The 17,502-nt window shown below is 59.3% G+C and carries 20 protein-coding genes; 9 read left to right on the top strand and 11 right to left on the bottom strand.

The window, feature by feature from the left end; genetic code table 11:
* The first annotated feature begins 169 nt into the window (after positions 1-169).
* On the top strand, positions 170-1,249 hold the full coding sequence (locus tag AC13F2_RS03955) for a sensor histidine kinase (protein WP_054523345.1): 1,080 nt from the start codon (positions 170-172) through the stop codon (positions 1,247-1,249).
* Here the strand turns inward: AC13F2_RS03955 and AC13F2_RS03950 are convergent.
* The gene (locus AC13F2_RS03950) at positions 1,242-1,646 is read right to left on the bottom strand and encodes a response regulator (RefSeq protein ID WP_010240358.1); all 405 of its coding nucleotides are present in this window, start codon (positions 1,644-1,646) and stop codon (positions 1,242-1,244) included. The two genes, AC13F2_RS03955 and AC13F2_RS03950, sit on opposite strands and share 8 nt — an antisense overlap.
* Positions 1,647-1,785: 139 nt before the next feature.
* A complete protein-coding gene (locus tag AC13F2_RS03945) occupies positions 1,786-2,208 on the bottom strand; it encodes a MerR family transcriptional regulator (protein ID WP_010240361.1) in 423 nt (140 codons plus the stop codon).
* Between the two features lie 59 nt (positions 2,209-2,267).
* Here AC13F2_RS03945 and AC13F2_RS03940 point away from each other — a divergent pair, with 59 nt between their 5' ends.
* The 5 genes from AC13F2_RS03940 to AC13F2_RS03920 all read left to right on the top strand — a co-directional run bounded on the left by AC13F2_RS03940 (position 2,268) and on the right by AC13F2_RS03920 (position 4,981).
* Positions 2,268-2,630 (top strand): mercuric transporter MerT family protein, encoded by a 363-nt coding sequence (locus tag AC13F2_RS03940; RefSeq protein ID WP_010240364.1) that lies wholly within the window; start codon positions 2,268-2,270, stop codon positions 2,628-2,630.
* 11 nt (positions 2,631-2,641) lie between these two features.
* The gene (locus AC13F2_RS03935) at positions 2,642-2,983 is read left to right on the top strand and encodes a heavy-metal-associated domain-containing protein (RefSeq protein WP_047819462.1); all 342 of its coding nucleotides are present in this window, start codon (positions 2,642-2,644) and stop codon (positions 2,981-2,983) included.
* A complete protein-coding gene (locus AC13F2_RS03930; protein ID WP_082379137.1) occupies positions 2,980-3,210 on the top strand; it encodes a GDCCVxC domain-containing (seleno)protein in 231 nt (76 codons plus the stop codon). Before AC13F2_RS03935 ends, AC13F2_RS03930 begins: the two co-directional genes overlap by 4 nt.
* Position 3,211: 1 nt before the next feature.
* The gene (locus AC13F2_RS03925; protein ID WP_054522829.1) at positions 3,212-4,573 is read left to right on the top strand and encodes a dihydrolipoyl dehydrogenase family protein; all 1,362 of its coding nucleotides are present in this window, start codon (positions 3,212-3,214) and stop codon (positions 4,571-4,573) included.
* Between the two features lie 81 nt (positions 4,574-4,654).
* A complete protein-coding gene (locus AC13F2_RS03920) occupies positions 4,655-4,981 on the top strand; it encodes a YnfA family protein (protein WP_054522830.1) in 327 nt (108 codons plus the stop codon).
* A 12-nt stretch (positions 4,982-4,993) separates the two neighbouring features.
* On the opposite strand, the gene arsB is transcribed toward AC13F2_RS03920, so the two are convergent.
* From arsB to AC13F2_RS03890, 6 genes are all read right to left on the bottom strand, one after another.
* On the bottom strand, positions 4,994-6,064 hold the full coding sequence (gene arsB, locus AC13F2_RS03915) for an ACR3 family arsenite efflux transporter (protein WP_054522831.1): 1,071 nt from the start codon (positions 6,062-6,064) through the stop codon (positions 4,994-4,996).
* Positions 6,061-6,561 carry an arsenate reductase ArsC gene (locus tag AC13F2_RS03910; protein WP_029140661.1) on the bottom strand — a complete coding sequence of 167 codons (501 nt, stop codon included), beginning with the start codon at positions 6,559-6,561 and terminating at the stop codon, positions 6,061-6,063. Before AC13F2_RS03910 ends, arsB begins: the two co-directional genes overlap by 4 nt.
* An 8-nt stretch (positions 6,562-6,569) precedes the next feature.
* Positions 6,570-7,040 carry an ArsI/CadI family heavy metal resistance metalloenzyme gene (locus tag AC13F2_RS03905; RefSeq protein ID WP_010240701.1) on the bottom strand — a complete coding sequence of 157 codons (471 nt, stop codon included), beginning with the start codon at positions 7,038-7,040 and terminating at the stop codon, positions 6,570-6,572.
* Entirely contained in the window at positions 7,040-7,378 is a 339-nt protein-coding gene (locus tag AC13F2_RS03900; RefSeq protein ID WP_010240699.1) for an ArsR/SmtB family transcription factor, read from the bottom strand. The genes AC13F2_RS03905 and AC13F2_RS03900 overlap by 1 nt, the downstream gene beginning before the upstream one ends.
* Before the next feature lie 128 nt (positions 7,379-7,506).
* Complete coding sequence (locus AC13F2_RS03895; RefSeq protein WP_054522832.1) at positions 7,507-8,259, bottom strand: LuxR family transcriptional regulator; 753 nt, start codon at positions 8,257-8,259, stop codon at positions 7,507-7,509.
* Between the two features lie 184 nt (positions 8,260-8,443).
* On the bottom strand, positions 8,444-9,379 hold the full coding sequence (locus AC13F2_RS03890) for a DNA -binding domain-containing protein (protein ID WP_482964376.1): 936 nt from the start codon (positions 9,377-9,379) through the stop codon (positions 8,444-8,446).
* Between the two features lie 256 nt (positions 9,380-9,635).
* On the opposite strand from AC13F2_RS03890, the gene AC13F2_RS03885 reads away from it, so the two are divergent.
* From AC13F2_RS03885 to AC13F2_RS03875, 3 genes are all read left to right on the top strand, one after another.
* Positions 9,636-10,217, top strand: a complete 582-nt coding sequence (locus AC13F2_RS03885) for an RNA polymerase sigma factor (protein WP_482964375.1) — start codon at positions 9,636-9,638, stop codon at positions 10,215-10,217.
* 120 nt (positions 10,218-10,337) lie between these two features.
* The gene (locus tag AC13F2_RS03880; RefSeq protein ID WP_082379134.1) at positions 10,338-12,692 is read left to right on the top strand and encodes a TonB-dependent receptor plug domain-containing protein; all 2,355 of its coding nucleotides are present in this window, start codon (positions 10,338-10,340) and stop codon (positions 12,690-12,692) included.
* Complete coding sequence (locus AC13F2_RS03875; protein ID WP_054523105.1) at positions 12,692-14,839, top strand: Atxe2 family lasso peptide isopeptidase; 2,148 nt, start codon at positions 12,692-12,694, stop codon at positions 14,837-14,839. Before AC13F2_RS03880 ends, AC13F2_RS03875 begins: the two co-directional genes overlap by 1 nt.
* On the opposite strand, the gene AC13F2_RS03870 is transcribed toward AC13F2_RS03875, so the two are convergent.
* The 3 genes from AC13F2_RS03870 to AC13F2_RS03860 form a co-directional block, all read right to left on the bottom strand.
* On the bottom strand, positions 14,825-16,498 hold the full coding sequence (locus AC13F2_RS03870) for an asparagine synthase-related protein (protein WP_197273853.1): 1,674 nt from the start codon (positions 16,496-16,498) through the stop codon (positions 14,825-14,827). The two genes, AC13F2_RS03875 and AC13F2_RS03870, sit on opposite strands and share 15 nt — an antisense overlap.
* 50 nt (positions 16,499-16,548) lie before the next feature.
* Positions 16,549-17,163: a lasso peptide biosynthesis B2 protein gene (locus tag AC13F2_RS03865; protein WP_010240191.1), complete on the bottom strand. Its 615-nt coding sequence runs from the start codon at positions 17,161-17,163 to the stop codon at positions 16,549-16,551.
* A gap of 62 nt (positions 17,164-17,225) precedes the next feature.
* Complete coding sequence (locus AC13F2_RS03860) at positions 17,226-17,363, bottom strand: benenodin family lasso peptide (RefSeq protein WP_010240188.1); 138 nt, start codon at positions 17,361-17,363, stop codon at positions 17,226-17,228.
* Between the last annotated feature and the right edge of the window lie 139 nt (positions 17,364-17,502).

Genomic DNA, 17,502 nt, shown 5'->3' with positions numbered 1-17,502 from the left:
AGGCAGCGACATACCAAGAACTGGGGAGGGCCACATCTGGCGCTCTACAGGGGAGAGTTTACTGGCCATCCCACCTTTGCGATGAGCGTCAGCGTTTGAAAATCATCAAGATACGACAGGTATCTTATCGGTCCGATTCTGTTCATCCCGGGAAGGTCACAAGCTGGCTATGAATGCAAAAGTCATCACGAACTTCCAGCTTGGCAGCCGCGAATCCTCTTCGGCGCCTGATGTCTTGCCCCTCGCTACAGAGCATGCGCTGCAATCCGCCGGAGCTGCTTTCCATGCGCTCGCCGACACCATGCCGCAGATGGTATGGTCGACTCTTCCCGACGGCTCCCACGATTATTACAATGCGCGCTGGTATGAATTCACGGGTGTCCCTGTCGGATCAACCGACGGCGAAGGATGGGCCGGGATGTTCCATGAGGATGACCAGGCCGACACATGGAAGAAATGGAACCACAGCCTCGCTACCGGCGAACCGTACGAGGTTGAATATCGCCTGAGGCATCACAGCGGCGATTATCGCTGGATGATCGGTCGTGCGCTGCCGATCCTCAACGAGGAGGGTGAGATCCAGCGCTGGATCGGCACTTGTACGGATATCGACGAGCAGAAGCGCACCGCCCTCCAAAACGAAATCCTGAGTCAAGAGCTCAGCCATCGCATCAAGAACATCTTCGCGATTGTTTCCGGTTTGATCAGCCTGACAGCGCGCGCAAATGAAGCGTTCGGTGAAGCGTCGCGCGACCTGCTGGGCCGGATTTCCGCGCTGGGGCGCGCGCACGAATTCGTCCGGCCCCACAGCGAAAAGTCCCAGCCCGAGGGCAAGGAAGTGACCCTCGCCACGCTGCTTGCGACGATCTTCGAGACCTATCCTGCCTTTTCCGAAAGAAGGATTGCTATTTCCGGCCCCGATATCGCGGTCGAAAGCCGCGCCGCCACGCCGGTTGCATTGGTGTTCCACGAGCTGGCTACCAACGCGATGAAGTACGGAGCTCTGTCCAATCCCGAGGGAAGGATTTCGCTGGACCTTTCAACCGAGGACGAGATGGTCCGCTTCCGCTGGAGGGAACACGGAGCTCACATCAACAAGGCGAGTGAGCCTCAAACGGGTTTCGGAAGTCGCCTCATCGAGTTGGCCGTGAAGCAACAGCTAGGAGGCAATTACGAGAGAACCTGGCATGACGATGGCGTTGAACTCGTCATGGATGTCCGAAAAAGCAGGTTGCAGGAGCCTAGTTAAAGAAGAGCCTAAGACGGGCTGGCGGATCGATTTTTTCGCCCTTCCGGACCGCAATGACATAGTCGAGAACCTGCTTGAGAATGCTAAGATCGACCGGTTTTTCCAGCGCGCCCAGCGTTCCGCTCACCCCTTCGCCGAGTTGTGCGGGATTGGCGGTTACGAAAATAACCTCGATCCCGAAATCCGCAGCAAGCTTCTCGCCGATCCTCGGACCAGTGGCTCCATCGGCCAGATTGACATCGACGAGCGCCACATCGATCGCGTCTGAAGCCTTTGCCAATGCCGATTGCATGTCGTCGGCTATGCCTGCGGATTCATGACCGAGATCGTGAACCACCGCCTCCATTTCGACAGCTATGAGGAATTCGTCTTCGACAATCAGAATGGTGGTCGGCATGGAAAGCTATCAAAAGTTAAATGACGAGGCTCTGTAGTGAGGGGACGGACAGGGCGCATATTCGTTCCCTCGCCTCGTCGCATCCGGCTTCGATCGAAATAGCTTCAAGACGCGCACCCGTTCCGACGGCATAGCTTCACTATCGGGCGCCAGGACCACGACCAAAGAGCGTATCTATGATGGGGCATTCCGGAACATCACCGCCTTCGCAGCGGGCTGATACATCGGCTAGCGTGCGCTCCAACCTAGTCAAATCAGCAATTTTAGCTCGCACGCTGGCCAGATGGTTATTGGTCAGATCCCGAACCTCGCCGCAGCTGTAGGGGTGCGAATCAACGAGGCTGAGCAGGCTTTTGAGCTCCTCGATCGAAAAACCCAGATCGCGGCCGCGCAAGATAAAGCCGAGCCGCGCCTGGTCGCCGGGTGGATAGAGCCTGTGCCCGCTTGCCGTACGCTCGGGAGGCTGAAGCAGACCGATGTTCTCGTAGTAGCGGATTGTCTCAAGGTTGCAGCCCGACCGTCTGGCCAGTTCTCCCCGTTTGATCACTTGCGATGCTGTCATGAGCCATATGCCAATTAGTGCTTGAACCTGTAGTTACTACAGGGAGTACATTGGTTTCCATGGTCGATCAAATGCACAAGAACGCGCAGCGCTTATGGGCGAGCGGCGGGACGCTCGGCGCGATACTCGCCTCGTCCTGCTGTATTGCCCCGCTGTTATTGCTGAGCCTTGGCATCAGCGGCGCGTGGATCGGCAATCTCACTGCGCTCGAACCGTACAAATGGGTATTTATCGCCATTGCGGTTGTCTTTTTGGCCCTTGGATTCCGGCACGTCTATTTTCGGCAAGCCGAACCTTGCGAAGACGGAACATATTGCGCGCGGCCCGGAGCAAACCTGCTCGTCAAAAGCTCCCTGTGGCTGGCGACCGTATTGGTCGCTGCCTCGTCCACGGTCGAGTGGTGGGCGCCGCAATTCTACTAGGAGTTCGAAAGATGAAGAAGACGATGATCGTCGCAGTTGCGATACTGGGACTGGCCGGAGCGGGTATCTGGGCAGCGACCTTGTTTCCGCCAAACTCCGACGAACGGGTTCAACAAAATTCCGCGCATCTGCAATCGGCAAGTTTTGCGGTCGAGAATATGACCTGCGCGACCTGCCCGATAACGGTTCGGCGCGCGATGGAAGGCGTGGCAGGCGTGCACGAGGTGACTATCGATTACGAGACCAGGACGGCGACTGCGCAGTTCGATCCTGAGCGAACAACCACAAGCGCGATCGCCGCGGCGTCGACCGAGGCCGGATATCCGGCGATCCTTTCAGAGAGCGCGCTATGATCGAACTGAAGTCCGAGATCACATGCCCTACTTGCGGGTACAAAAAGCTCGAAAGAATGCCGACGGATGCCTGCTGGTTTTTCTACGATTGCAATGGTTGCGGTGTGAAACTCCGCCCCAATGCGGGCGATTGCTGTGTCTTCTGCTCATTCGGCACCATCCCCTGCCCGCCGATCCAGGAAACGCGTGCCGATCGCAAGGGCGCCACATGTTGCGGAGGGCGGTGAGATGAGTACGCGAAACTTCGATCTTATAGTGCTGGGTGTTGGTATGGCGGCCGTAAATGCCGCCAACAAATGCGCCTCAGCCGGTTGGTCGGTCGCGGTGGTCGACGAACTGCCTTATGGCGGCACCTGCGCCCTGCGCGGCTGCGATCCGAAGAAAATGCTCCGCCGCGGGGCGGAAATCATCGACGCAGCGCGGCTCATGCACGGCAAGGGCATCGAACCGAACGACATCGCCATCAACTGGCCCGATCTGGTCGCCTTCACGCAGACGTTCACCGACAAAATGCCCGGTCGGATCGAAAACGGTCTGGAGAGCAACGGCGTCACTACCCTTCACGGGAAAGCGCGCTTCGTCGGCGAAGATACCGTCGAAATCGACGGCGAGGGCCAGTTTCAGGCAAACCATTTCCTGATCGCAACGGGTGCCAAGCCGCGGACGATAGATGTTCCCGGCTCCGAACACCTTACCGACAGCACCGAGTTCATGCGGCTCGATGCGCTGCCCGAACGCATCCTGTTCATCGGCGGCGGCTTCATCTCGTTCGAGTTTGGCCATATCGCAGCACGCGCCGGCAGCGAGGTGTGCATGATCGATCGCGGCGAGAGACCGCTTAAAGGTTTCGATGCCGATCTTGTTGAAAGACTCGTCGCGCGAGGCGAGGAAGTCGGCGTCCAACTGCGACGGCGCACGTCACTCAAATCCATCAAGAAGGACGGGACGGACTTTCTTGTCACGGTAGAAACGGGTAGCGAAACGAAAGATTTGCGCGCCGATCTCGTCGTCCAAGGCGCGGGCCGCGTCGCGGCAATTGATCAGCTCGATCTGGCCGCAGCCAATGTCGAGGCAGGTGACAAGGGCGTTGCGGTCAACGCCTACCTGCAAAGCACGTCCAACCCGAAAATCTACGCTGCCGGGGATGCCGCCGATACGCAGGGTGCCCCGCTTACGCCTGTCGCGGTTTTCGAGGGCAAGGTAGCTGCGTCCAATATGCTCAAGGGCAACCGGACCAAGCCGGATTATTCGGGAGTTCCGAGCGCTGTATTTACCGTACCGGAGCTAACCCGCGTTGGCATGCTCGAACAGGATGCACGAGAGGCCGGGCACGATATCCGCGTCGTCGAGAATGACACCGGCGACTGGTATTCCAACCTTCGCGTTGGCGAAAGCTGCGCTGCAACCAAGGTTATAATCGATAAGGACAGCGACACTATCCTGGGCGCCCATCTGCTCGGACCCGAATATGGCGAAATCATTAATTTCTTCGGTTTGGCCATCCGACTTGGACTGACAACAAGCGATCTCAAGAAAATGGTATCGGTGTATCCGAGCGTGGGCTCCGATCTTGGCTCCATGCTATCGTAGTTGCGCCTCGCTTGGTCCAGTAAAGCCATCAACCGGGTAATCCCGTTTGCGATCGACAGTCGAAATCTCGATAGAGGTCAGATGATGACCTTTCTCGCATATCTCGGTGCTGCAATTGCTGAAATTGCGGGCTGTTTCGCTTTCTGGGCGTGGTTGCGTATGGACAAGTCGGCTTGGTGGCTCGTTCCGGGCGTGGCTTCACTCGTCCTTTTTGCCTATTTGCTAACGCTGGTCGATGCCGAGCATGCAGGTCGAACTTATGCTGCCTACGGCGGGGTCTACATTCTGTCCGCGCTTTTGTGGCTTTGGATCGCAGAAGGCGTGAAGCCCGATCGGTGGGACACTCTGGGCGTGGCGATCTGCCTTGTAGGCGCCGGCGTCATCTTGCTCGCCCCCAGACCGGTATGAGGCACATCCGCATCAAGCCAAAGGGAATATACCACGCGTCCGATTGGCGATCGCTACCAGCGACAACATGACAGGCACTTCTACGAGGACGCCTACCACCGTAGCCAAAGCAGCTCCGCTCCCTAGGCCGAACAGGCCGATCGCAACCGCCACCGCCAGTTCGAAAAAATTGGACGTGCCGATAAGAGCGCAGGGCGCGGCTACTGCGTGCGGGACCTTCCACGCTTTGGCCCAGCCATAAGCGATGAAGAAGATGCCGTAGCTTTGGACAACAATGGGCGCTGCAATCAGCGCGATCAACAGCGGTCGGGCGACAATGGTTTCCGCCTGGAAGCCGAACAGCAGCAACACCGTCAGCAGCAGGCCGATGATCGAGAGCGGCTTCATGCGCCCCGTGAATTCGGACACCGCCGCTTCATCGCCGCCATGGGTCGCGAGAAGCCGATGCCGCACAATGGCACCGGCTGCGAGCGGCACGACCACATAGAGCGCGACCGAGAGCAGCAGCGTCTCCCACGGGACCGCAATGTCGGTCACGCCCAGCAGCAGCGCGACAATGGGCGCGAAGGCCACGATCATGATGAGATCATTCGCCGCGACTTGCACCAGCGTATAGGCAGGATCGCCCCTGGTGAGCTGCGACCATACGAAGACCATCGCGGTGCAAGGGGCCGCACCCAGCAGGATCAGCCCGGCGATGTATTGCTGGGCATCGGCAGGCGCGATCAGGTCGGCAAAGACGACCTCGAAGAACAACACGCCAAGTGCAGCCATCGTGAAAGGCTTGATGAACCAGTTCACTACCAGCGTGATGATCAGGCCCTTTGGCTTGTCACCGACGCGACGCACCGCGCCGAAATCGACCGCCACCATCATCGGGAATATCATCGCCCAGATCAGAACTGCGACGACAAGATTGACCGAGGCGTATTCGATGCCCGCTAGCGAGGCGAATAGCTCTGGCGCTGCATTGCCGAGCGCAATCCCGGCGAGGATCGCGCCGCCGACCCAGACCGAAAGCCATTTCTCGAACAGGCCTAGCCCCGCCGCGCGGGCGTCCATGTCAGCAGCTGCAGCGGTCATTGTTCATCCGCCTCGTGGCCAATGGCTTGCAGCTTTTCGCGCAGGGCAATCTGCTCGAAGCTGGCAATCGGCAGCGCCAGCATCAGGTCGATACGGCGCTTCAGCATGCGAAACGCATCGAGGAAGGCCGCTGCCTTCTCTGCATCGCTGCCCTCGACCGCCGCCGGATCAGGAATGCCCCAGTGCGCGGAAGTCGGACGACCCGGCCATACTGGGCAAGTCTCGGCCGCCGCGCTGTCGCAGACGGTGAAGATCAGATCGAATTCTGGTCCTTCGGCAAACTCGCTCCAGCTCTTTGAGGAATAGCCATCTGCCGGATAGCCCAGTGTCTTGAGCGTATGGATCGCCCAGGGATTCACTGTGCCGATCGGATTGCTTCCGGCGCTGTAGGCCTTGAATCGACCCTCACCGTCTTGGTTGAGGATTGCCTCACCCAGGATCGAACGAGCGGAATTGCCCGTGCACAGGAACAGCACGTTCAGCGGTTGATCTAACATCAGTTACCTCAGCAGCAGGACGTCTTGGCAGGTGCCAGTTGCGGCGCGCAGCAGGCGCCCAAAGTGGCAATGGCAGATGCGAGCTGGTCGAGGTCAGGACTGCCGCCATAGGTCGTGCTCTCGCCATCGGTCAGAAAAGCTTCCCAGACGACGCCATCTGGATCGGCGATCCAGCTCTTTTCCGACTGCGCGTAGCAGCAAGTCGTCGCGCCTTCTTCGAGCACCGGGCGGTCAGCAGCCTTGAGGCGGCCATAGACCTCTTCGAGTTCGCTCTTGTCCTCGACCTGCAAGCCGACATGCTCGATGCCTTTGGCAGCAGCCTCGCGCATCGAAATCGCGAAGTTGATGCGCGGATCTTCCAGCATCCACTTGGCATAGTCGGCCTTCACCACGTCGGGCTCGGCACCGAACAGGCTTGAATAGAAGGCAATAGAGTGGTCGATGTCGGTCACGCCGACATGCACGTGAAAGCGTTTCATCAGGCGCTCTTTCGTTGAGGAGAAGGAAAGCATTCGGTATCCTGGGAACAGGACATGCCGCCGCAGCAGTTCTCGGTGAGGTAGCCCATCAGGCCATTCATCGCGGCATAGTCCGCCGAATAGATGATCGAGCGGCTTTCGCGCCGCTGGGTGACCAGCCCCGCATTGCCCAGTTGGGCAAGGTGAAAACTCATTGAAGACGGAGGCACTTGGAGTTTCTCAGCTAGCACCCCAGCGGCAACGCCTTGCTCCCCGGCCTGCACGAGCAGGCGGAATGCGGCGAGGCGATGCTCCTGTGCCAGAGCAGATAGGGCTCGGATCACGCGGTCGGCTTGCATCGCTCACTCCAATGATTCGATAACTATTAAAATATCGAAATGCCGAGAGAAGTCAAATTGCTTTCTGAACGGTTGCGAAATAGGCAGTACGGCCATGTTCGAGTGATTGAGAGGCAGTGGCGCGAAAACTAGCCTGTGTCCCGCCAACGGATAATGTCGGCAAACCCGATCAACCCGTCGAACAGCGCCGCGACGACGAGGGACTGTTTACAATGGACCTGGTAGCGCTCGCGGGCCATCTTAAGATGCTGAATGACGGTTTCGGTGCTGATTTCGAGTATCATGGCCGTTTCAGCTGCAGTCTTCCCTCTTGCAACCCAAAGCAGACACTCCCGCTGCCGATCGGTCAGGGAAGGGACCTTCTCATCGAACTTTTCTGAACTCAGGCCCAGCGCACAGCTCAAAGCCAGCGTCCCGATCATTTCCGCGACGGCGAAGCGCCGTCGGGGCAGTTCTCGCTCGGGTCGAACAGCAAAGGTGCAGGTGCCGCGCCCTATCCCGGGCAAATGCCGCGGAACAGTATAACCATTGCCAATTCCGCATTCCCGGCCGACATTGAGCATTTGACGGTCGCCGCGCGTGAGAGGGACGAGTTCGTCAATCCAGTCCCAGGCGAAACCGATGATGGTCTTGTCACAGGCTCTTCGCACCGGATCCTGCCCTGCGAGGTCGAAGGCAATATAGACTTTCGCCCATTCGTCGGGATAGTCGTGCAATAGCAGGCCCGGTGCCTCGCACGATGTCGAACGCATCTCCAGGCTAAGCGCGAAGTGGTCGAAGCCAAGGCGCCGGGAAACCTGTTTAAGCGCACCGTCGAGTTCAGTGTCCGAACGGACATTGATAAGTTCAGTTGCGAATTCCTCCGCGAGATATGCGTACATAGACCTGCCGTTCGATCGGCAGCACGCAATCCAACACGCCGCCACCCGACCGCCTGCTCGGTGCCGGATCAGACGGTTCCATTCCACCTGTTCCAGCAGTTGCAGTTGCGACCCTCAAGGTCCGGTTCCAATCCGGGCGCGCCGCAAAATTCAGCAGCATGCCCCACGAAAAACCATAGTGCATTCAGTGCGTTTGAAAAGAGCGGAGCCGGCTTTGGCGAAGCAAGCCGAGATAGCCGTGCGACGCCATTCGCCGCGCCTCAACCACGAGACGCTGGGTCTGGCGGCGTTGCGATGACGATTTCCAGTCAATGGCGCGCTGCGCGGACAATCCCCGATAAACAATGGTTCCAGCGATATCTTTTAGCATAACACCCTCAGGCGCCCGGGATAAAGCATCAAGTATGGCGAGCAGCAAGTGGAAGCGGTGGGACTGATAGGCAGTGGGCTGCAACTGGTTTCGCACGCTGGGAGCAGCGGAACCATCTACACAGCAGTGAAACGCATCGAGCGCCGCCAGCCTGATCGGAACCGACTGGTCCCGAGGGATCAGATAATTGTCTCCACCCAACCGGGCGGAGGCCATAACGAGCAGCCGATGGCGAGCGCCACCACCGGCGAGGACCAGATGATCTCCCGCATTGCTGGTTCGCTTGGAGATCAGGTCGCACGCTGCGCGCGCCGCCTTGACCGCGCCGCTACCGCTAAGAATTACAACATTGGGGTTTTCCTCGGCTCGCCAGATCGCCGGATCGCTGCGAGCCGAAAGGTGGGGATCAATCGGGAAATTCAAGGCCCCATGTACGCGCCATTCGGCGGCAAGCTGGGGATTGCGGGTCGAAACCGCTTTCGCTGGCGATCCGTGCGTATTGTTGCCGGTACGCGGCATTGCGGCGCAGGAACTCCTGCGCGAAATCCGAAAAGTCGTATCCGCCGGTTCGGTCGTTGCTGTCAAATGGTCGAGCCATGAAGCACCTCCTTTCTCGCCGATTTCGCTAGAGGCGCCAGCACCGCGCCGACATTCCATGACCAAGGGGGCCGCCTCCCCAATATTGGGCATGTTCGATCCGATGTTCGCCAAGATTTTGGCGTTCTTAGTGAAGGCGACGACCGCCGCCACAAGCGGGTCCAAAACGGCTCTACTTACCTCTTGCAAGCCATTCCTATGTTGGGCAGATTGACAGCGCGCGGATTGATATTCTGGCACCATCCGCGTGGATCTTTCCGCCGGACATCATGCACGCCGGTCCATCGCAGGCCCGGCGGCCGGACCGATCAAGGGGCACAAACTAGGCCCCGGACGGCGGCACAGACCTGGAACCCGCACGCAGTTCGCCACGGCGAACTCAGGTTGCGGTCGCCTCCAAGTTCGAAGCATGACTCAAATTGCCGCCGAAATTCGGCACCAATCCCCCCAGTCCGTGGGCCCCGCATACTGCGCTGCAAAAGTAAGCCGAACGGTCGGCCGCCGCCGCACACTCGATGCCCTCTACCGCGAGGAACGGGCTGGACTGATCGCCTATCTTGCGCGGCGCGTGGACTCCGAGCGCGCTCGCGACCTGGCACAGGACGTGTTTCTGCGTGCAGCGACCAGCAAGCAGCTGACGGAACTCGTCAATCCGGCAGGCTTTCTGAGGCGGATTGCATTCAACTTGCTCGTGGACGAGGCGCGGCGGCAAAAGTGCCGGGTCAGGACCCAGCCACTTCTGGAGAACGCAGACGCGCCAAGCCGCGCCGCGCAAGAAGATGCTGTGCATGTCCGTGAAACCCGGCAAGTGCTGGAAATCGCGCTCGCAGAGCTCCCCGAAAAGTGCGCGCGTATCTTCGCGATGAACCGCTTCGAGAAGAAATCCTACCGAGAGATACATATCGAACTCGGCATCGCACTGCCGACGGTCGACTATCACATGATGAAAGCTCTGGCGCATTTGCGACAAGCGCTGGGTCACAGTTGGTGACTGCAGGCATCCGGCCAAAAGGGACCACTCAAAATTTAATTTCAATTGAAACTAAGGTGCTCGCAAAAGTGAGCGTCATCTTCTGTAGCGGCCGGTCCGCGCCAAAACAGGGAGATATCAATGTCGTCGACAATTCGCACACTTTCCGTCCTTCTAACCGGGGCAGCATTTGCAGGTGCCGCTCCTCCTCTTTTCGCCCAAGACAGTCCAGGCGAACAGGCACAAGATGACGCTGCCGAGGTTGGCGATACAGCTTTGGACGAAGAGAGTTCCGCGATCGTTGTCACGGGAACGCGTATCCGAGGCGCACGGGTCGTAGGTGAAGTCATCGAGCTTGATCGCGAGACGATCGTCGAGACGGGCCAGGTGGACCTCGGCGAAGCGATCCGCAACCTACCCCAGAATTTCTCGGGCGGTCAGAACCCTGGGGTTGGTTCGGGCGGCGGCATCGGCAATGAAAATGTAAATTCAGCATCGTCTCCCAATCTGCGCGGGCTTGGGCCCGATGCGACGCTGACATTGCTCAACGGTCATCGCCTTCCATACAACTCGGCGTCCCAGGGCGTCGACATCTCCGCCATTCCGCTCGCCATTGTCGACCGGCTCGAGGTCGTCCCCGATGGAGCTTCAGCGCTCTATGGCTCGGACGCGGTTGGCGGCGTTGTGAACGTCATCCTGCGCCGCGACTTTGAGGGCGTGACAACCTCGGCCCAGATTGGAGCGAGCACCGATGGAGGCAACTTTCGCCAACAGGCCGACATAGTCGCAGGCACAATCTGGAACAGTGGCGGCTTCGTCTTCGCCTACGACTTCGCGAACAATTCCGGGATTGAGGCGAGGGAGCGCGCCTATGCAGGATCACTGCTACCGGAAACCTTGCTTTATCCCTCAAACCGGCGCCACGCCGTAACATTTTCGGCGCACCAGAGCTTGTCAGAAGGCGTGGAGGCCAATCTCGACGCGCTCTATTCGTATCGCGAATCAACCACCATTGATGGCACGCCGGCCCAGCGCATTCGGCGTGAGCCCGACCTCGAGACCTTTTCCGTAGCGCCGTCGCTGCAGTTTGACCTTGGGCCGAGTTGGAAGGCCAATCTCGCGGGTGTCTTCGGGCGCGATCGAACCCGCTTCCAGACCAGTTTCATTCCAGAGACAGGTCCGGCGCGCGTCTCTACGGGAAGCTACCTGCATCAGATCACCTCGCTGGAAATGGGTGCGGAAGGCCCGGTTATCACTCTTCCCGGCGGCGAGACGCGCTTGGCTGTCGGCATCGGATTTCGTAACAATCGACTCGAGTACTCTCTGGAAAGCGCGATCCTCAATGCGCAATTCGATGCAACGCAGCGGGCTCGCTTCGCCTATGCGGAACTGTATGTTCCATTCGTGTCGGGTCGGAACGCCGTCGATGGAATCGAGCAGCTAACGCTATCCGCTGCAGTTCGCTACGAAGACTATCCCGGACTCGACCAGCTCGCCACCCCGCGCCTTGGGATTACCTATTCGCCAAGTGGTGATCTGATGTTCAGAGCGAGTTGGGCACGCTCGTTCAAGGCTCCCACGCTTTTCCAGCAAAACATCTTTTCTCAGGCCATTCTGGTGCCTGCTGCGGTGTTCGGAGCGGGCACCGGCTCCGACACAGTCTTTCTGAGCGGGGGCGGCAATCCCAACCTCCGTCCCGAGCGCGCCCGAAGCTGGACGGCGGGATTCGAGTTCCAGCCTGCGGCAGTCCGAGGATTGACCGCCTCCGCGACGTGGTATGATATCCGCTATGACAACCGCGTCGTTGCGCCGATCGCTGGATCGATCGCAGCTGCTATCAACAATCCGGGCTATGCCAGCCTCATCGATTTTTCACCTGATCCGGCCGATTTGGCCGAACTCATCGCGGGTGCCCAGTTCGGATTGGAGAACTTTACAGGCCGCCCGTTCGATCCTGCAGATGTTGTCGTTCTGTTCGATAACAGGAACATCAATGTCGCGGCGTGGAGCGTAGAAGGGCTGGATGCCAGGATTGCCTGGAACCGCGATCTCGGGAATGACCGCTCGATAGGATTGGATCTCAACGGCAGCTGGTTGCGCAGCAGGCAAACCATCACATCCGAACTACCTGAAGTCCAGCTTGCCGGTACGACTTTCAACCCGCCCCGCTACCGCGCGCGTGGAGCAGCAAGATATCGGGCAGGCCGCCTTACCGCCAATGCGGCAGTCAGTTATATCGGTGCGCTCGTCGACAGACGGCTTGCAACCGTGCAGCGGCTGTCACCAAGCGCAACTGTCGATCTTGGCATGCACTATGCGGTCATTCGCGGCGACGACCGTGATCCCGGCCTCGAGTTCTCGTTGACCATTCAAAACCTGTTTAACGATAAGCCGGACGTGATCGGCCAAACCGGTCCCAACACAACACCCTACGATTCAACCAATTATTCTCCGATCGGGCGCTTCATCGCGTTTGGCGTAAGGAGGCATTGGTAATGACTGCGCTCCTTACCCTAGCGCTCAGCCTGACGATCGTGCCGACAGCTGAAGATCCGCCATCGGCCGAAGATCCGTGTGATGCACTGCCCATCGCCCAGGAAACGGCAAATGCGGAATTAGGTGAGTGGACAGTGGACGGACAAGTCCGGATTGCGGATATTGGCGCACCGGTCGGAACTCCCAATCGAAGTGTATTTGGCATCTCGCCTGACGACAGCCAAATTGCCTTCACCGTCCGTCGCGCAATTCCCGAGACGAATAGCTATTGCCAAAGACTGCTGGTCGCGCCGTTGAACGGCGAAGGTTCTCCAATCGAGGTGGCGCGCGGCGGGGAATTCATTCGCGACGATTTCCGGCTTCGCGACTTCACCGCGATACTGGCCGGTTGGCCTAGGACAAGCGCGCCGCGATGGTCGCCGGATGGCATGCGAATTGCGTATCTGAGGAGAGAAGCCGGTTCGACACAGGTTTGGTTGGCCAGCCCAACCGGGCAAACGGGTGCGGTCCGAGCAACCAATCTGGCCGACGATGTCGACGATTTCGCCTGGGCTCAGGACGGAATGGGTCTCATTGTCAGCACAAGGCCTGCAATTCGCCTCGCCGCCGCGGCAATCGCCAGCGAAGGCAGACGCGGCTTTCTCTTCGACGCGCGGTTTGCGCCGCAGGCAGCCGACCGACCGATACCGACCGGCCATGCCGATCCGATCTATACATGGGTTTCGCTTCGGGACGGGTCATCGCGACCTGCAACCGAAATGGAGCAGGTGCTTATTGCCCCGCCGCGACCGGCAGCGATACCGGACAACGCACGAAATGTTCGATCAGGAGAGGGTGGATTTTCGGCCTGGCTCGAAGCAGAGTTCCCCGAGCGTCTCCTCAGCCCGACGCGGCTGGTTCTGGCCGCTCCGGACGGCAGCCGAAAAGTCTGCCCTGTCACGCAATGCGACGGCATCCGAGAACTGTTCTGGTCGGCCTCGGAGCGCGCCCTTTTCCTCGTCCAGCGTACTGGATGGGCCGACAGCCAGACGGCATTGTTGCGCTGGGATCCCCGCGATGCTGCGCCTCGCCAAGTCCTGATTTCCGATGATGTGTTCATCGGGTGCGCCCCTCATGCCAACGAACTTATTTGCGGGCGTGAGGGCAGCACACAGCCTCGCCGATTGGTGGCGCTCGACATGCGAACGGGATCAGAACGACTGATCCACGATCCAAACCCGCAGCTTGAGAACATGGAGTATGGCTCCGTCCAGCGTTTCCGCTTCCGCCTGGCAAGCGGTGTCGAGAGTTTCGCCGACCTTGTCCTGCCGCCCACTCATCGACCTGGCGAACTGCATCCCCTGATCGTGGTGCAGTACCGGAGCCGGGGCTTCCTTCGCGGAGGAACCGGGGACGAGGTTCCGATCCAGCCTCTCGCCGCACGCGGATTCGCGGTCCTCAGTTTCGACCGGCCTGATTTCCCGCCAGAGGCGTATCTGGCAACAACCGATGCAGAAATACGGACATTGAGCGAAGATGACTGGGCGGACCGGCGCCAGGTGCAGGAAGCACTAGAGCTCGCTGTACGACGCGCCGTCGAGACTGGTGCGGTCGATCCAACGCGCATGGGGATCAGCGGATTCAGTGATGGCGGATCGACCGTCCAGTGGGCGCTGATCAACTCGGACCTTTTCCAGGTCGCTTCGATGGGATCGTGCTGCGAGGATCTCTACTCCTTCGCTCTCGCTGCAGGGCCACGGTTTACCGAGTATTTGCGGGACATGGGTTATCGCTATTTCGAGCCCGGTGCCGAAACATTCTGGGAGCCCATGTCGCTCATACTCAATGTGGACCGGATCGATGTTCCAATTTTGATCCAGGCAGGGGACAGCGAGTACGAAGGCAGCCTCGATGTCGTTGAAACCTTCTCGCATAACAATAAGGCTATCGAACTCTACGTGTTCCCCGATGAGTCTCATGTCAAATGGCAATCGTCGCATCGCCTGGCGATGTACGAGCGCGTCGTCGAATGGTTCGAGTTCTGGCTTATGGGCAGGCTGAACTGCAATCCTTCAAGAGAAGCACAGTACGCCCGCTGGAGCGCCATGGAGGGTGCCCCGCCCACACGCGACCTTCGCTGCCATGCTGAACCATTAGCGGGTCCATGAGCGAGCCCAATTCTCGGCTTCGAGCAGGTCAAGTATGCGACCGAACATGCTGTTGTCGTCTCGTTCATCAGTGCGCAGCGCGGCTTCCACGGCATGGCGGTCGATTACCCCGTTCGCGGCGAGCAACCCATCCAGCAAGCGCTCGGCGATCGAATTTCGGTTCAGGGCGAAAATTTGCCTTACGAAGCTGTCGGGTCCGGCCTTCGATGTTCTGGCCAGCACGGCAGGCGGCAATTCCTGTGCGAATGCCGCCCGGGCCAAAGCGCGGTTCCTGCCGCCGTGTGCCCATATCCAAGTCGGAACACCGAGACAAAACTCCATGAGCGGCTGACTCATTAGTGGCGAAAATCGAGGCGGGCCGGCGGCCAGTCCATGAATGTGGTTCTGTGCCCGCATGATCAGGACCATATGGTCGCGTTTTCCCGAACCTGAGATCCCTAGAGGACTCAGCCAGGGCACGAGTGGCTCGCTGTACGCAGCGTCAGTTCCGCAGGTAAGCAGACTCGCATCGACCGGCCAGCTTTCCCTCGTTCCCTTACCAAGCCGTCTGCGAAGAACTGCGGCGACCATGGTGGGGACCGAGCATCCGGTGATATGGCACATGTCAATCAGGGAGCGCAGCACGCCTGTCCCCAGACCCTCCGCTGCCAGCCGGTCGGCTACCGGCGCAGAGGAATGGAGGAAACAGAACAGATTGTCGCCTCCGTTGCCATCGTAGATGACCGAGGCGCCGAGGTCCGCCATCGCATCGACAAGCAAGGCGTCAAGAATGTGCTGGAATGAACGTCGGGCCGGTCGCGGCAACCCCCGGGAGGAAGACCTCGAAGGATCGTAAAACGCCGGGTCGTATATCCGTTCGACACACCGAACCCCGAACCATTCCGCCACGCGATTGGCGTATATGCGCTCGTCGCCGGACGGATCCGGAGTGGCGAGAGTAACGCAATCGAAGCGTTCGCCCGAATGGGCCAGAGCAGCGCAAATGAATGACGAATCGACGCCGCCCGATGCCGCTACGCTTGCTCTTCCAAACATGCCGCTCCAGCTTTGCAGCACTGCGGCGCCGAGCTCCTTCAGTTGCGCGGCGTAATCCGTGAATGCCGGGATCGGCATTCGTGGGAGAAAGTCGGTTGCATGCCATATCCTACGGATCTGCAAACCCTGGCGCGCGAGTAAATGCAGCGATCCAGGCGCGAGTTCGTCAATTCCCTCAAGACACGTTTTCCGGTGGCGTTGTTCAGGCCGTAGCAGGTGCGCGTGCAGCGCCGGGTACGAAACCGGCGTCTCCAATCCTCCCGCTTCCGCAATCAGGAGCGGGTCACTGGTCAGTATGACGTGCTCGGATGTGGAGAGAAGGTAAACGGGCAAGAGTCCGGAAGGATCGACCAGCACACCCATTGGCCCATTGCTCCAATCGCCTAGGATGGCGACATATCCACCCCAGACGTTGGCGACGAGATGCTTGGCGGCCTCCTCGGCTTCGGCCGGGGCCAACCCGAGTTCCTCGGCGGCGCGCACGCGGCGATATGTCGTTCGGGAAAAAGCGATCCCGATCAGGCAGCACTGTCGGTTCAGGAAATGGCAGGGCGTTTCGCTGTCACACCACAAGGCCGCGACATCGGAACAAACCTGACCCGGGGTTGCAACGATTGACGGCAAGATTTGGCCGTTCGCGCCATGAGGAACCGCAAGAACAAAACGTAGCGGTCTCATACGACAAGAATTGGTTCATAGCGGAGCACTTCTTCGACACTGTCGTTCAAGACCGTGTCTCGGTGCTGCGTCCAGCAGTGTGCTGCAAAAGGGGGTGTATGGACGCCGATGACGATCCGCGCCCGGTCGCCATATGCGGCAAGACAAGTCGCGAGAGCGATGGAGCGCGAAAGACACCGGTCCGCAGCGGTGCGCAACAATCGTGCATCCTCAAAAGCCCCGATACACCTGCGTCCCTTCTCACTGATCTCGAATTGGCTTTCCGACCTGGATTCGACAACGCTCCGTAATTGGGAAAGGACCAGCGCCAAAGAGTGTTTCGCGAGCCGCGCTTCAACGCGGCGTTGCATCCAAAGCGCTCTCGCGACTGCGGGCAGACTAAAGGTGTGCTCGGCGATTGCCGGGCTCGATTGTTCTGGGACGGTCCAGTCCGCAGGCCGGGCGAGGCTGCTCGGTTGGTGCCATTGCTTCTCGGGATACCGGCCAAGTTTTTCGAGACATCTGCGATTTTCGTCATCCGACAACCGAAAGTAGCGATCGTTGGAAACATCGAGAAATAGGAGCTGGCCATCCAAAATGCGCCACGCCAGTCCTTCGCGGTGGAGATCCATCGATTGGGAGCCCGAATCGGCGGGTCGCGCGGCAGGATTGCGCCGCACGGCCCGCCGAGGACTTATTCGTCGAGCAGGCCCGGGCTGTTGGCCAATTGCCCGCCGCTGGCGTCGATGTAGAAACCGACGGCGCCCTTGGTCTCAACCGAGGCCTTGCCGAGGTCGATAACCTCATTCTGGTTATGGTCGAACTCCTTCATGATTCACTCCTGTGGTTGGTATCGCGACTCGGACGTCGCAAGTGGAGAGTGAGCGCGGAGCGGAATTCAGACCAACTTATAATGGAATTATAAATACAGTGTGGTCGAAGATGCGACCGGGTGATGGAAACACCCGTTG

This window comes from Qipengyuania sp. L-5Y (genome assembly GCF_056859455.1).
The sequence above is the reverse complement of the archived record's forward strand: the minus strand, read 5'-3'. Positions and strand labels throughout refer to the sequence as shown.

Bases quoted from the DNA above. Each gene is read 5' to 3' on its own strand.
- AC13F2_RS03955 (WP_054523345.1), top strand. From the start codon at position 170: ATGAATGCAAAAGTCATCACGAACTTCCAGCTTGGCAGCCGCGAATCC.
- AC13F2_RS03950 (WP_010240358.1), bottom strand. From the start codon at position 1,646: ATGCCGACCACCATTCTGATTGTCGAAGACGAATTCCTCATAGCTGTC.
- AC13F2_RS03945 (WP_010240361.1), bottom strand. From the start codon at position 2,208: ATGACAGCATCGCAAGTGATCAAACGGGGAGAACTGGCCAGACGGTCG.
- AC13F2_RS03940 (WP_010240364.1), top strand. From the start codon at position 2,268: ATGGTCGATCAAATGCACAAGAACGCGCAGCGCTTATGGGCGAGCGGC.
- AC13F2_RS03935 (WP_047819462.1), top strand. From the start codon at position 2,642: ATGAAGAAGACGATGATCGTCGCAGTTGCGATACTGGGACTGGCCGGA.
- AC13F2_RS03930 (WP_082379137.1), top strand. From the start codon at position 2,980: ATGATCGAACTGAAGTCCGAGATCACATGCCCTACTTGCGGGTACAAA.
- AC13F2_RS03925 (WP_054522829.1), top strand. From the start codon at position 3,212: ATGAGTACGCGAAACTTCGATCTTATAGTGCTGGGTGTTGGTATGGCG.
- AC13F2_RS03920 (WP_054522830.1), top strand. From the start codon at position 4,655: ATGATGACCTTTCTCGCATATCTCGGTGCTGCAATTGCTGAAATTGCG.
- arsB (WP_054522831.1), bottom strand. From the start codon at position 6,064: ATGACCGCTGCAGCTGCTGACATGGACGCCCGCGCGGCGGGGCTAGGC.
- AC13F2_RS03910 (WP_029140661.1), bottom strand. From the start codon at position 6,561: ATGTTAGATCAACCGCTGAACGTGCTGTTCCTGTGCACGGGCAATTCC.
- AC13F2_RS03905 (WP_010240701.1), bottom strand. From the start codon at position 7,040: ATGAAACGCTTTCACGTGCATGTCGGCGTGACCGACATCGACCACTCT.
- AC13F2_RS03900 (WP_010240699.1), bottom strand. From the start codon at position 7,378: ATGCAAGCCGACCGCGTGATCCGAGCCCTATCTGCTCTGGCACAGGAG.
- AC13F2_RS03895 (WP_054522832.1), bottom strand. From the start codon at position 8,259: ATGTACGCATATCTCGCGGAGGAATTCGCAACTGAACTTATCAATGTC.
- AC13F2_RS03885 (WP_482964375.1), top strand. From the start codon at position 9,636: ATGACTCAAATTGCCGCCGAAATTCGGCACCAATCCCCCCAGTCCGTG.
- AC13F2_RS03880 (WP_082379134.1), top strand. From the start codon at position 10,338: ATGTCGTCGACAATTCGCACACTTTCCGTCCTTCTAACCGGGGCAGCA.
- AC13F2_RS03875 (WP_054523105.1), top strand. From the start codon at position 12,692: ATGACTGCGCTCCTTACCCTAGCGCTCAGCCTGACGATCGTGCCGACA.
- AC13F2_RS03865 (WP_010240191.1), bottom strand. From the start codon at position 17,163: ATGGATCTCCACCGCGAAGGACTGGCGTGGCGCATTTTGGATGGCCAG.
- AC13F2_RS03860 (WP_010240188.1), bottom strand. From the start codon at position 17,363: ATGAAGGAGTTCGACCATAACCAGAATGAGGTTATCGACCTCGGCAAG.